Annotated in this window: 15 protein-coding genes; 6 read left to right on the top strand and 9 right to left on the bottom strand. The window is 70.8% G+C overall.

What is annotated here, in order from left to right; all coding sequences use genetic code 11:
* The first annotated feature begins 120 nt into the window (after positions 1 to 120).
* The 5 genes from ACQEXA_RS45320 to ACQEXA_RS45340 all read left to right on the top strand — a co-directional run bounded on the left by ACQEXA_RS45320 (position 121) and on the right by ACQEXA_RS45340 (position 2,447).
* Positions 121 to 813, top strand: coding sequence for a nucleotidyltransferase family protein (locus ACQEXA_RS45320; RefSeq protein WP_432925107.1), 693 nt, complete (start codon positions 121 to 123; stop codon positions 811 to 813).
* The gene (locus ACQEXA_RS45325; RefSeq protein WP_432925105.1) at positions 813 to 1,100 is read left to right on the top strand and encodes a hypothetical protein; all 288 of its coding nucleotides are present in this window, start codon (positions 813 to 815) and stop codon (positions 1,098 to 1,100) included. Before ACQEXA_RS45320 ends, ACQEXA_RS45325 begins: the two co-directional genes overlap by 1 nt.
* Positions 1,097 to 1,858, top strand: a complete 762-nt coding sequence (locus ACQEXA_RS45330; protein ID WP_432925103.1) for a metallophosphoesterase family protein — start codon at positions 1,097 to 1,099, stop codon at positions 1,856 to 1,858. Before ACQEXA_RS45325 ends, ACQEXA_RS45330 begins: the two co-directional genes overlap by 4 nt.
* A 144-nt stretch (positions 1,859 to 2,002) precedes the next feature.
* Entirely contained in the window at positions 2,003 to 2,254 is a 252-nt protein-coding gene (locus ACQEXA_RS45335; RefSeq protein ID WP_432925101.1) for a DUF6400 family protein, read from the top strand.
* The gene (locus ACQEXA_RS45340) at positions 2,241 to 2,447 is read left to right on the top strand and encodes a hypothetical protein (protein ID WP_432925099.1); all 207 of its coding nucleotides are present in this window, start codon (positions 2,241 to 2,243) and stop codon (positions 2,445 to 2,447) included. The genes ACQEXA_RS45335 and ACQEXA_RS45340 overlap by 14 nt, the downstream gene beginning before the upstream one ends.
* Positions 2,448 to 2,553: 106 nt before the next feature.
* Here the strand turns inward: ACQEXA_RS45340 and ACQEXA_RS45345 are convergent, their stop codons facing one another.
* The 9 genes from ACQEXA_RS45345 to ACQEXA_RS45385 all read right to left on the bottom strand — a co-directional run bounded on the left by ACQEXA_RS45345 (position 2,554) and on the right by ACQEXA_RS45385 (position 10,850).
* Positions 2,554 to 3,492: an acyltransferase domain-containing protein gene (locus ACQEXA_RS45345; RefSeq protein WP_432925097.1), complete on the bottom strand. Its 939-nt coding sequence runs from the start codon at positions 3,490 to 3,492 to the stop codon at positions 2,554 to 2,556.
* Positions 3,489 to 4,160, bottom strand: a complete 672-nt coding sequence (locus ACQEXA_RS45350) for a malonate decarboxylase holo-ACP synthase (protein ID WP_432925095.1) — start codon at positions 4,158 to 4,160, stop codon at positions 3,489 to 3,491. Before ACQEXA_RS45350 ends, ACQEXA_RS45345 begins: the two co-directional genes overlap by 4 nt.
* A gap of 2 nt (positions 4,161 to 4,162) precedes the next feature.
* Positions 4,163 to 4,954 carry a biotin-independent malonate decarboxylase subunit gamma gene (gene mdcE / locus ACQEXA_RS45355; protein WP_432925093.1) on the bottom strand — a complete coding sequence of 264 codons (792 nt, stop codon included), beginning with the start codon at positions 4,952 to 4,954 and terminating at the stop codon, positions 4,163 to 4,165.
* Positions 4,951 to 5,811, bottom strand: coding sequence for a biotin-independent malonate decarboxylase subunit beta (locus tag ACQEXA_RS45360; RefSeq protein ID WP_432925091.1), 861 nt, complete (start codon positions 5,809 to 5,811; stop codon positions 4,951 to 4,953). Before ACQEXA_RS45360 ends, mdcE begins: the two co-directional genes overlap by 4 nt.
* Entirely contained in the window at positions 5,808 to 6,095 is a 288-nt protein-coding gene (locus ACQEXA_RS45365; protein WP_432925089.1) for a malonate decarboxylase subunit delta, read from the bottom strand. The genes ACQEXA_RS45360 and ACQEXA_RS45365 overlap by 4 nt, the downstream gene beginning before the upstream one ends.
* Before the next feature lie 11 nt (positions 6,096 to 6,106).
* The gene (locus ACQEXA_RS45370) at positions 6,107 to 6,937 is read right to left on the bottom strand and encodes a triphosphoribosyl-dephospho-CoA synthase (protein WP_433132834.1); all 831 of its coding nucleotides are present in this window, start codon (positions 6,935 to 6,937) and stop codon (positions 6,107 to 6,109) included.
* Positions 6,938 to 6,945: 8 nt separating this feature from the next.
* Positions 6,946 to 8,604 carry a malonate decarboxylase subunit alpha gene (mdcA, locus tag ACQEXA_RS45375; RefSeq protein ID WP_432925085.1) on the bottom strand — a complete coding sequence of 553 codons (1,659 nt, stop codon included), beginning with the start codon at positions 8,602 to 8,604 and terminating at the stop codon, positions 6,946 to 6,948.
* Positions 8,605 to 8,723: 119 nt separating this feature from the next.
* Positions 8,724 to 9,668, bottom strand: coding sequence for an AEC family transporter (locus ACQEXA_RS45380; protein ID WP_433132836.1), 945 nt, complete (start codon positions 9,666 to 9,668; stop codon positions 8,724 to 8,726).
* Between the two features lie 57 nt (positions 9,669 to 9,725).
* Positions 9,726 to 10,850, bottom strand: a complete 1,125-nt coding sequence (locus ACQEXA_RS45385; RefSeq protein ID WP_432925080.1) for an IS30 family transposase — start codon at positions 10,848 to 10,850, stop codon at positions 9,726 to 9,728.
* A 451-nt stretch (positions 10,851 to 11,301) separates the two neighbouring features.
* Between ACQEXA_RS45385 and ACQEXA_RS45390 the strand changes: the two genes are divergently transcribed.
* A complete protein-coding gene (locus ACQEXA_RS45390; protein ID WP_432925078.1) occupies positions 11,302 to 11,907 on the top strand; it encodes a gamma carbonic anhydrase family protein in 606 nt (201 codons plus the stop codon).
* The last annotated feature ends 334 nt before the right edge of the window (positions 11,908 to 12,241 follow it).

A 12,241-nucleotide genomic window follows, 5' to 3' on the forward strand; every position in this document is an offset into this window, starting at 1 on the left:
GGCGCCCGGGTTCCGAGCCGTGTCGACGAGGAGGTACCGGGTACTCACACGGGTGCACGCAGCCGCCCGGTCCGGTACGCGCAGCCGGCGGACTGCTCTCGTTCGGCAGAGGGGGTGGTCATGACGCAGTCCGGGGAGCCCGCGCCCCCTGCCCGTGGAGCGGAGGAACCCGAGGTGCGCCCGGCGACGGCGAGGGCCGGGCAGCCGCCGCGGCCCGAGACGCGGCCGCAGGAGGTCGAGCAGCTGCCCCCCGATCACAGCCGGGCGATTCTTGAGGCGACCAAGCGGGTCGGCGTCCTTCTGAAGCGGAAGGGGCACGCCTTCGCGCTGGCCGGGAGCGTCGCCGTCTATGCGCACGGCGGCAGCGAGAACCTGCAGCACGACGCCGACTTCTGTGTGTCGCCCGATGACGCCGAGGCGGTCACGGACACGCTGCGGGACGCGGGGCTGACCGTGTACCGGCCGCCGGAGGACTGGCTGATGAAGGCCGAGTGCTTCGGCCAGGACATCGACATCATCTTCGAACTGGCGCATAAGCCCGTCACCTCCGACATGCTCGCACGCGCGCGGGAACTCCCGGTCGACTCGGTGCGCATGCCGGCGCTGGCCCCCACCGACCTGCTCTGGAGCCTGATCGCCGCCTTCTCGGAGCACCACTGCGACTTCGGCGCGGTTCTCCCCGTGGCCCGCGCGCTGCGCGAAAAGGTCGACTGGGACCGGATGCGCCGGGAGTGCGAGGACGATCCCATGCCTGCCGCCTTCTTCTTCCTTCTCGAACGCCTCGACGTCATCGCCCCGCAGAAGGAGACGTGATGAACCAGCACAGCGCAGAGGGCGCACCCGGTGCCCAGGCCGCGCAGAACACGGAGTACCGCGTCGCCCATCTCCTCGAACGTCTGGCCGAAGGGCACGCCGGTGAGCTGGGCGTACGGATCGAGGTCCGCGGCGAGGCGGTGATGGTGACCGGCACCGTCGCCTCCGTTCAGTGCCGTGAGGAGGTCCTCGGCACCATCCGCGAGGAACTCGCCGGAGTCCCGGTCCACTGCGACCTCGTGGTCGCCGAGAACTCGGCGCCCGACCAGGCGGAGGAGCTCGCATGATCCGGGTGGCAGCCGTCGGGGACATCCACATGGGGCCCGGCAGCCAGGGGGCGCTTCGCCCCGCCTTCGAGAGCCTGTCGGAGTGCGCGGACCTCCTGCTGCTGGCCGGGGACCTCACCCGCCACGGAACCCCGGAGGAGGCCGGGGTGGTGGCGAGGGAGATCCGGGACCTGCCGGTCCCGGTCGTGGCGGTCCTCGGCAATCACGACCACCACGACGAGCGCCCGGAGGAAATCGCGGCGATCTTGGAGGGCACCGGCGGCGCACGGGTCCTCGAGGGCAGCGCCACCACCCTGACCTGCGCCGGCACGCGCGTCGGTGTGGCAGGTACCAAGGGGTTCGGCGGCGGCTTCGTCGGCCGCAATGCCGGGGAGTTCGGCGAGCCGCTGATGAAGGAGTTCGTGCGGTGCTCACACCGCAGCGCCGACGCCTTGCGGCAGGCTCTGGAGGAACTGGACGAACAGCGCTGTGAGGTTCGTATCGCCCTCACCCACTATTCGCCCGTGCAGGAGACCCTGGCCGGTGAACCTCTGGAGATCTATCCGTTCCTCGGCAGCTATCTGCTGGCGGAGGCGATCGACACCGCCGGCGCGGACCTGGCGGTGCACGGACACGCGCACGCGGGCACGGAACACGGCATGACGAGCGGCGGGGTCAAGGTCCGGAACGTGGCCCAGCCCGTCATCGGGCGGGCCTTCCGGATCTACCACCTACAGGTGCGGGAATCCCTGACAGCGAGTGCGACCGACGGAGCGTAGCCGGGCCCTGACCAGTCGTGATGATCCTGGGATAAGGCGCCCCGGTCACGTGACCAGGATCTCGCTCCAGATCTGTCCGGAAATCGGACAAACCCTGGTAGGAAGGAGCGGATAGTTTTCCATTTCCTCCAGGAAAGCCCGCTCATGGCCCACGAGAACACCCACGACCATCACATATTCGAGATGGATCTCACCGCTGACGAAGCGCGCCGGCGGGCGGAGTTCTACACGGCGATGGGGCCCCACTGGGACCCGATCACGGCCATGGCCGACGAGGACGCGGCGTATCGCATGCTCTACTCCGGCCTCGACGAGCACCAGCGGCAGATCTACGACCGCCTGGTGGCAGCCGGAGTGCTGCCCGCGGGCCTCGGTGACGCCCGTGCTGCCGATTGATCCCCACGCCGACAAGGCGCGCCGGGCCTGGCTCCCGTGCCCGCGATGCCGGGACCACGAGAACTGCGAGAACTGCCTGGCGGGCCGGACCTGCCGAGTGCACTGGCGCTATCTGCTGTCCAACGCCGGACACGTGGTCCATCTGCAGTGCCCCAACTGCACCCACATCTGGGTGCTCGACACCTCCGCCTGACGGGGCACAAGGCACGCTTTCGCTGGACGCGGCCCTGGCCGCATCGCATTGACTCGACCATGACCTTCAGCCGTCGCACGGCTGTACCGAACCTGCCCGACCGAGGTCAGATCGTCGACGTTTCCCGTTCCCTGCGGACGAATTGAAGGATGTGCTCCGGGGAGCCGGCGCGCATGCTCGTGCTGCGGACGTCGGGAAAAGCCGCCTGAGCGAGATGGGCCAGCGAGTCTCCGGGCCACATCTGGACGAAAAGGCGGGCGCCCCGCTCGTAGAGGACGCTGGTCGCGTCGTGCCAGCGGACCGGGTGGGCGACCGAGTGCACAAGGTCCTCGCGTACGGCGGATGCGATGCGCAGCGTGCGGCCGCCACGGTTGCCGGCCAGAGGGATGCGGGGGCGCGACACCGGGAGACCGGACAGGACGGCGGCCAACTCCCGTTCGGGGCCTGACATCAGGGGGCAGTGGGAGGGAACGTCGACCGCGAGGCGCTCGGCCTTGACGGCTCCGTGCGCGAGCGCGAGAGCCAGGAGGCGGTCGACGGCCGCCTCGGCGCCGGAGACGGCGATCTGCCGGGGGGCGTTGACGTTGGCGGCGTACACCGGCTCGGCGTGCCGGGTGGCCTGTTCGGCGAGACGGATCACGGTCTGCTCGTCGAGGCCGAGGACCACGCCCATGCCGTATCCGTGCGGGTACGCCGACTCCATGGCGTGCCCCCGGACCCGTACCGCCCGGACCGCGTCGGGCAGGGCGAGCGCGCCCGAGGCGACGGCGGCGGCGAAGGCCCCGCTCGAGTGCCCGGCGACGTAGTCGGGGCGGCCACCCAGGGCGTCCAGGGTGCGCCACGAGGCGACACCGGCGGCGAACAGGGCCAGTTGCACTGAGGCGTTGGAGCGCAGGGCGCGCTCGTCGTCATGGGTGCGGACGTCATGGCCGAGTGCGGCGGAGACGTCGTCGAGGGCCGCCGCGGAGGCCGGGTGGGCGGGCAGGTCGTGCAGCATGCCGGGGAACTGCTCGCCCTGGCCGGGGAAGAGGAAGACGCTGCTCATCGCGGCTCCGGACGACGCCAGGGATCTACGACGAGAAAGGGGCCGGCGTCGGTGCGCATCAGCACCTCACCGGTGCCGCGGGCGTATTCGGCGGCGGCGAACCCGCCCCAGGGGGACTGGAGTTGGACGTCGACGCGGACCGGCAGGCCGGCGAGAGCCGCGAGCAGCCCGGCGACGCCGCCGGGCGGAACGGGATGCGGCACCCGTACGACGAGGTCCAGGTCGCTGCCGGCCCGCGCCGCCGGACGGCCCGTCGCAAGTTCGAAACCGGCGCTGCCGCCTGGCCCCCAGGCGGTAGCCCAGTGCGGGCGTTCCATACTCTCCAGCGCGGCCACCGCGCGGAAGACCGGCAGATCACGAGGGGCGGGTACGGTGGTCAGCTGCTCGGGGCGGACTGTTTCGCGTACGGCGCTCGACGCGACATACGCCGCCCAGCGCTGTCCCCGGCGGGATCCGCGTACCCCGACGGGCACCACGACGGGAGTACGCCGAGCACGGCGCACAACCACCCACGGCGTGCGCTCCAGGCTCTCGAGGACCCAGGCGGGCACGGCCGGCTCCGTACACGGCGCGGGGACGAGGCAGCCGGGGCCCCTGAGGCGCAGCAGGTCATGCGGCGCTGGTCCCACGTCGTCCGCGAGGCCGGCGGTCCGCAGGTCGCCGGTCATCGTCAGCCCTCCCAGGCGGCGGCCAGACGCCGTCGTACCTCGATGGACGCGGCACGGGACGTCAGCGCCTCGGGCGAGGCAAGCCGGGTGGACAGGTCGCGCGGGCCCTCGCGGGCGTCCGCGACCGCTTCGGCCAGCGCCTCGCGGACGGCTGTGACGTCGGCGTCGCCGGGCAGCAGTCGGTGCAGGGCGCCGAGCTTGGCGAAGGAGGCGCCGTCGTAGGCGGTGGCCGGGACCTTCTTGGCCACCTCGTCGAGTTCGGCGATCGTACGGCGGGTGATCCGGGCCGCGGACTGCTTGCTCATGACCTGCACCTGGACCGCGTCGTCGTCCAGTGCGACCAGGCGGGACGCCTGCAGGCCGTGCGCGAGGAACCCGCCGGAGATGGCCTCGCCTACGACGAAGGCGACGACCGGGTGCCCGGCGAGTCGGGCGGTGGCGTACGCGCCGGTGGCCCCGGCGAGCGCCTGGTGCAGGCCGATCAGCTCTTCGCGGTAGCCGTACGCCTGGCTGGGCACGTCGACCACGGCGATGACGGGCCGCTTGGCCGTGCCGTCCGCGTCAGCGGCGACCGTCCTGCGGATCTCGGCGGCCAGGTTCCAGCCCTCCTCCAGGCCGACCTCGCCGTCGTGGGCGCGCGGGAACCTGCCGGCCGAATCGGGGACGACGGCGAGGAAAACGGCCTGCTCGCCGCCGAGATCGGCCTCGGCGGACAGGACGGAGCCGATGGGTCCGCCGGTGGTGCCGGTCAGCCGCTCGAACCAGTCGCGGCCTCGGGAATGCACGGTGGTCACTTGGCCTGTCCCTTCACCTTGTCCCGTAGGTCCTGCGGAGTGAGCCGAACGGCCGGGTCGAGGGAACCGAGGAGGGCGAGCGCCTCGTCGACGCGGTCGCTGCGCGGTGCGGCGGCGCGGCCGGCCCCGAACACCGCTCGCACGGCGTCCCGTACCGCGGTCGTGTCGTCGTCGACCAGCCGGTCGGCCAGACGGACCGCCGTGCGCTGCTCGCCGCCGATCACGGACCAGATCAGGGCCCGGTCCCGGGAGTCGAGTTCCTCGACCCCGGCCTCCTGCTCGATGACCTCCGGACCGTTGAGGCCGAGACGGCCCTGACGGGTCATCACGAGGTCGCTGCACAGCCCGGCGGCGATGCCCATGCCGCCGAAGCAGCCGACCATGCCCGCCACGACGCCGACGACCGGCGTGTACTGCCGCAGCCGCACGATCGCGGCGTGGATGTCGGCGATGGCGAGCAGGCCGAGATTGGCCTCCTGCAGGCGGATGCCGCCGGTCTCGAGGAGGAGCACGGGACGGACGGGGGTGCCGTTCTCCCAGTCCTGGGCGGCGAGTTCGAGGCTGCCGGCGAGCTTGGCGCCGTTGACCTCGCCGATGCCGCCGCCCTGGAACCTGCCGTCCAGGGCGACGACCACGGCACGTCGGCCGTCGATCGTGCCCCGGGCGACCACGGCGCCGTCGTCGCTCTGCGGGACGATGCCCTGCGGTGCGAGGTGCGGGGACTCCAGCCGGTCGAAGGGGCCCAGCAGTTCGCGGAAGCTGCCCTCGTCGAGGAGGGCGCCGGCGCGGTCGCGGGCGGAGAGCTCGGTGAACGCGTCGGCGATGGTGACGGCCTGAACGCCGGTTCGGGTGCTCACTTGGCGGCCTCCACTGCTTGCGCGAGACGGAGCGCGACGGTGCCGGGCGTGGCCCCGAAGTCGTTGATCTGGACCTTGGCGGCGACATCGGTACGGGAGAAGAAGCGCTCCAGGACCGCCTGCCAGGTGCCGCCGAACCCGTCGACACTGGTGCGCAGTTCGACGATGGCCCCGCTGTCGGCGGGTTCGATGAGCACTTCGAGGTCGCCCGACCCGACGACGCCGACGTGGGCGCGGCGAGTGAGCGGTGTGGATCCGGGGAACGTGTGAGTGATCTGTTCCATCGTCAGTTCCATCAAAGGCAGGGCGAGTCGAGGGAGTCCAGGTGGAGAGCGGCGGCGAGCAGGTCGGCGCTGCCGCCGGGGGAGAGGCGGCGCGCGGTGAGCGCGGCGTCCAGTGCGGCGAGCCGGGCGCGGCCGGCCGGAGTGGCGGTGCCGCCGGCGCGCAGGACGTGGCGGGCCCCGATGCGGGCGAGCGCCAGGCCCTCGCGGCCACCGCGGTGCAGCAGGCAGGTGTCCTCCAGCGAGGCCATCACCGCCATGAGTGCGTCCAGCCGGGCCTGGGTCTCACCGGCGCCCCGCGCCCGCGTGTCGCGCAGGGTGGCGTGGGCGAGGCGGGCGTGCGGGAAGCCGTCGGCCGCTTCGGAGCGGGCCCCGCCGCTGCCGTAGCGGGTCCGGGCCAGCGCTCCGTGGCTGAGCGCGAGGCCGGGTGCCGCGGGATCGGCGTGTGAGGCGATCGACGCGGCTGTACGGCAGGGGTCCGGCGCGCCCAGTGCGGCCGCGGCGGTGAACAGGCCGAGCGTCCAGATCGCGCCGCGGTGTGTGTTGACGCCGCCGGTGACTTTGAGCATCCGGACTTCGGCCGCCCGCCCGATACGGGCCAGTTCGCCGCGCAGCTCGGGGCCCGGGACCTCGATGCGCCGGGCGGCCTCGGCCATGCCGGCGAACCCGTCGCGCAGGCTCACGGCGGAGGCGAGCAACAGGTCCAGGTCCATGTCGTGGTGGGCACCGGAACCCCGCCTGTCGACCAGGCCGGGCTTGGGGGTGAGGGTCGCTTCATCGATGAGTGCCTGAATCGCTTTGTCGGCCAGGACGCCTGGCGATGCGATCGGAAGCGCGAGGGTCATGGCGGCGCTCACCAGCTGCGGAACGTGGCCGGCGGGTTGTACAGGCCGCCCGACCAGGTCACGAGGTCGTCGATGGACTTCGCGGCGAGCAGGGACCGCTTGGCGTCGGAAGGGCTGACCTCGAGATCGGCGGGAGTGGCGATGAGGCCGTCCCGCCGCAGCCGTTCCTCACGCTTCGGGTCGTGCTTGCCCGCGATCGGGCTGACGCCTGCGATGGCGGCCAGTGCCTCGCGCCGCTCCTGAAGGTCGCGGGCCTTGTAGAGGTAGGCGATGCCCTCCTCGGTGATGACGTGTGTGACGTCGTCGCCGTAGATCATCACCGGGGCGACGGGCAGCCCGGCGGACTTTCCCACGTCCACCGCGTCCAGGGCTTCGACCAGCTTGGGGACACCGCCCTTGGCATACGTCTCCACGACCTGCACCACCAGTTTGCGTCCGCGCAGGACGTCGTCCTCGCCGTGGGCCAGGTCGAGCCAGGCGGGTGAGGCATGACGGCGGCCCCGCGCGTCGGCGCCCATGTTCGGGGCGCCACCGAAGCCGGAGAGCCGGCCGTGCGTCACCGTCGACGAGTTGCCGTCCCGGTCGATCTGGAGGGAGGCGCCGATGAACAAGTCGGCCGCGTAGTGACCGGCGTTCTGGCCGAGCATGCGGTTCGAACGGAGGCTGCCGTCGCGGCCGGTGGCGAAGACATCCGGGCGCCGGGCGCAGTACTCCTCCATGCCGACCTCACCGCCGAAGGCGACCACCGACTCCACCCAGCCGGACTCGATCGCCGGGATGAGCGTGGGATGGGGATTGAGCACCCAGTTCCTGGCGATCTTGCCCCGCAGGCCGAGGGACTCGCCGTAGGTCGGCAGGAGCAGCTCGATGGCGGCGGTGTCGAAACCGATGCCGTGGTTGAGGCTGGTGACCTGGTGGCGTTCGTAGACGCCGCGGATGGCCATCATCGCCATGAGGATCTGCACCTCGGTGATGTGGCGCGGGTCGCGGGTGAACAGCGGCTCGATCTGGTACGGCCGGTCGGCGGGGACGACGAGGTCGACCCAGCCTCCGGGGATGTCGACGCGGGGCAGGTCCTGCGTGCCGTCGACCAGTTCGTCGACCTGGGCGACGACGATGCCGTCCCGGAAGGCCGTTGCCTCGACGAGGGTCGGGGTGTCCTCGGTGTTGGGACCGGTGTAGAGGTTGCCGTCCCGGTCGGCGGCGTTGGCGGCGACCAGGGCCACCTTGGGGATCAGGTCGACGAACAGCCGCCCGTACAGCTCGACATACGTGTGGATCGCGCCGACCTGCATCTTGCCGTCGGCCAGCAGTTGCGCGATCCGGGTGGACTGGGCACCGGCATAGGCGAAGTCGGTCCGGCCGGCGATGCCGTCCTCGAACAGGTCGAGGTGCTCGGGTCGGCAGATGGAGGAGATCAGCAGGTGCAGGTCGTGCACCCGCTCGGGGTCGACGCGGGCCAGCGAGCGGGACAGGAAGTCGGCCTGTTTCTGGTTGTCGCCCTCGAGGATGACCTTGTCCCCGGGTTCGAGGAGGGCTTCGAGCGCGTCGGTCGCCTTCTCGGTGGGGACGACCTTGCCCGAGGCGAGGGGGGAGACCCGGGCCAGGCGCCGCGTCTTGTCGGCGCGGCGGGTGTCCCAGACACGGGCGGTGGAGTCGTGCGCCATGGGAATCCTTTCGGTTCTGCTGTGACAGGGCCTTTCGACGGGAGGGGCGGTCTGCACCTGCCGCCGAGGGGCGGCGGCAGGGCCTTGGCCCGGAGGAGCCGAGGACGGCGGAACCGGGCTCACACGTGCTGCGGTAGGAGGCCGATGACCACCGAGAGCGAGACGATGCCCGCCACGGTCGAGAGCATCAGCGTGGAGCCGGACACCTTGGGCCGGACGCCGAACCGGGCGCCGAAGACCAGCCCGAAGAATCCGGAGGGGATCGCGGTGAGCAGGACGGCCTCCGTGGTGTTGAGCCGGCCGAGACCGAAGAGGACGCACAGCCCCCACGCGAAGAGCGGCAGCAGTGCGTTCTTCATGACGATGCCGTAGGCCACGTTGGGGCCGAAGGTCACCTTCTGTGCGGAGAGCATCAGACCGGTCAGGAACAGGGCCGCGCCCGCGCCCGCCATGCCGATCGGGGTCAGGGTCTCTTCGACCAGGTCGGGCATGTGCACACCCGCGAGGACCAGGACGAAGGCCAGCACCGGGGCCAGGAAGATCGGTTTGCGGACCGACCTGCCCAGCGCGGAGCCGAAGCGGGAGAGCGTGGAGCCCGGCGCGTCAGGGCCGAGCTTGGCGCCCTCCAGCAGGGCGATCGTGAGCGGCGAGATGGTCATGGACCCGAGCGCGATGGCGATCGCCACGGCGACGGCCCCCTGGGCACCGATGACGGCGGCGGACAGCGGCAGTCCGATGGAGGCGTAGTTCGGGAAGGCGATGGTGAGGGACTGCACCGCGGCCGCACCCGTGCCCACTCCGAACACCTTCAGCTGGAGCGGCAGCGTCACCGCGTAGACGACCAGCATGGAGATGACGGTCACGGCGATGAATCCGCCGTGCGAGGTGATGCCGGACCGCTTCTGCGAGGAGATCGAGACGAACAGCGAGACCGGAATGGCGAACGTCATCACCAAGTGGTTGATGGAGGAGACGTTCTGGTTGTCGATGACTCCGCGCCTGCCCGCGCCGTAGCCGAGCAGCAGGGCGAAAAAGACGGGGGCGGATTCGCATGATCGTCGCAACGGTGCAGGCTCAGAGTGCCAGAGCCGCGGCGAATGCCTGAGCCGGGGTCTGCCAACTCAGTGTCTTGCGGGTCGATTGTTGAGCCGGTGCTCAATGACACGGAGGTCGTCAGGGGTGTGCAGAGACAGGTTCGTGCGCTTGGGCAGGTACTGCCGGATCAGGCCGTTCGTGTTCTCATTCGTCCCTCGCTCCCAGGGACTGCCGGGGCGTGCGAAGAAGATCCCGTCGATGAAGTAGGGCGCGAGTTCATGATGACGGGCCATCTCGGAGCCCTGGTCCCAGGTGAGGCTTCGACGCGCCCGTTCCGGCAGCATGCTGAGGGCGGCGATGAGGGCGTCACGCAACTGGCCGGCTGAGTGCCCCTCCCGCAGCGGGACCAGGCGGAGATAGCGGGTTCGCCGGTCGACGAGCGTGGCGACAGCGGACTGGCTGCGGGCGCCCACGACGAGGTCGCCCTCCCAGTCACCGAGACGCTCGCGCAGCTCGATGACCGGTGGCCGACGGTCGATGAGGACGGCGGGTGCAACGAATCGGGGCATGCGCTGGTCGGGGCGGCGGCGCTGCTTTCTCAGCGGCCGGCCGGTGCGAAGTTTCCTGGTGAGGGTCCTGCTCAAGCCACCCCTGGCACCTTGGTAGAGGGCTCGGTAGATGGTCTCGTGACAGAGGTGCCGCTCGGGACGGTCGGGCCAGCGGGTCCTGAGATGGGCGGCGATCTGCTCAGGGCTCCACTCCATGTCCAGCTTGGACTGAACCTCTGCTTTGAGCTCGGGATCCGTGGACAGCTTGGAACGTCGGGGACGTCCGGCCCGTTCGCGGCCGCGGTGGTGGGCCAGGTCGGCGTCGTATCTGCCGTAGTCGTGTGGACGGCTGTTGCGCCGCAACTCCCGGCTGACCGTCGACGGTGCCCGTCCGAGCAGGCTGGCTATCTCCCGGATCGCCAGGCCGCGACCACGCAACGAGGCGATCCTCCGACGCTCCAACAGCGACAAGTACCGGCCCGAACGTGAGGCTTCCGGGAGATAGTCCGGTTGCAGGCCGCCGTTCTCCGCCCGCCATCGGTAGCCCGTCTTGCGCCCGATCCCAAGGCGCCTGCACGCCTCGACGCTGCCCACCCCGGCCGCCAGAAGGCGCCAGTACTCGGCCTCGAGCTCCAGCCTGCGCTTACGTCCCCGCCTCGCCATCAACACTCCACAATGATCAAGGAATGTTGCGACAAGCGTTAGAACCCAAGGGGAGCAAGGCCGTCGCTATCTCGTGGGCCATACAGAACAGCGAACGCCTGCCATGAGACGAGAACCAATGTTCCGTATTTTCCCGATTGCTCCGAATCCTTCACCAGTGCCCCGTGAGCTGCGCAGATGTCGTTCGGCTAGGTTCGAAACTGTGAGTGACGTCACATCGCCGGGGGTGTCGCAGAGTGCGGTCGCTCCCGTTCTCACCCGGTTCGCACCCCCGAAGGGACGCTCTGCGTGAAGACCAGGGGCGTTTCGGGCACCGGGCGAGGGCTACCCGGAGTCTCGTCCCGGGAGGTGCCCGCGGACACGGCGCAGGCGATCCTCTGCCTGGCGGGGGCGGGGAAGACGGCTGGTCTCTGCCGGTGATGGGCCGGTGCTTGCGTTGGAGGGGATATACATGCTGATCGAGCACCGGGGCCGCAGGCCTGTCGTACCGGACTCGGTCTATGTCGCGGCCTCCGCCACGTTGTGCGGGGCCGTTGTCCTCGGCGAGGGTGCGCGTGTGCTGCACGGTGCGGTGCTGACCTCGGAGGACGGAGAGGTCACGGTCGGGGAGAACACCGTGGTGATGGAGAACGCGCTGGTGCGCGGACGGTCGGGGCGTCCCGCGGAGATCGGGGACGCCGTGATGGTCGGACCGCACGCGCACGTCAACGGGGCACGCCTGGAGGACGAGGAGTTCCTCGCCACCGGCGCCTCCCTCTTCCCCGGGGCGGTCGTCGGCGCCGGCGCCGAGGTGCGGATCAACGGGGTGGTGCACGCCAATTCCCGGCTCGAGCCGGGGACCGTCGTGCCGATCGGCTGGATCGCCGTGGGCGACCCGGCCCGGCTGATCTCTCCCGACCGGCACGAGGACATCTGGGCCGTGCAACGGGAACTGGACTTCCCCGGAACGGTCTACGGGGTTCCGCGCGGCACCTCGATGCGCGAGATCATGTCGCGGCAGAGCGAGTTCTACGGCTCCCATCGTCGGGACAGGCCCCTCGATGACGACGGGCGATGAGACCGGACACGGCAGTCGTTCACTGTCCGGTGCGCGGTGTTCCGCCGTTGTGGCGGCGGAACACCGCGACATGACCGCGCCGCGAACGCCGGGCCGGTGGGGCCGGCCGGTGCGGCTACAGCGCCACGTCGCAGATCCGCGGTGCACAAACCGTCCGCGCTGAAGAAGAAGTGATACGGCGAGGACGGACGACTCGGTACGGGACACCCAGTGGCGGTATGCGTGCCGCAGGACGATGCGACCCCGACGAGCAGGGTGACTGTCCGGGGTGGGTCGGCTACTTTGAGCTGTCCTCAGCCAGGCCCTCGTCCACATACTGCGATAAGCTGATGAC

The sequence above is a fragment of the Streptomyces sp. CA-106110 genome (genome assembly GCF_050936285.1).
In the GTDB taxonomy this organism is placed as follows: Bacteria; Actinomycetota; Actinomycetes; order Streptomycetales; family Streptomycetaceae; genus Streptomyces.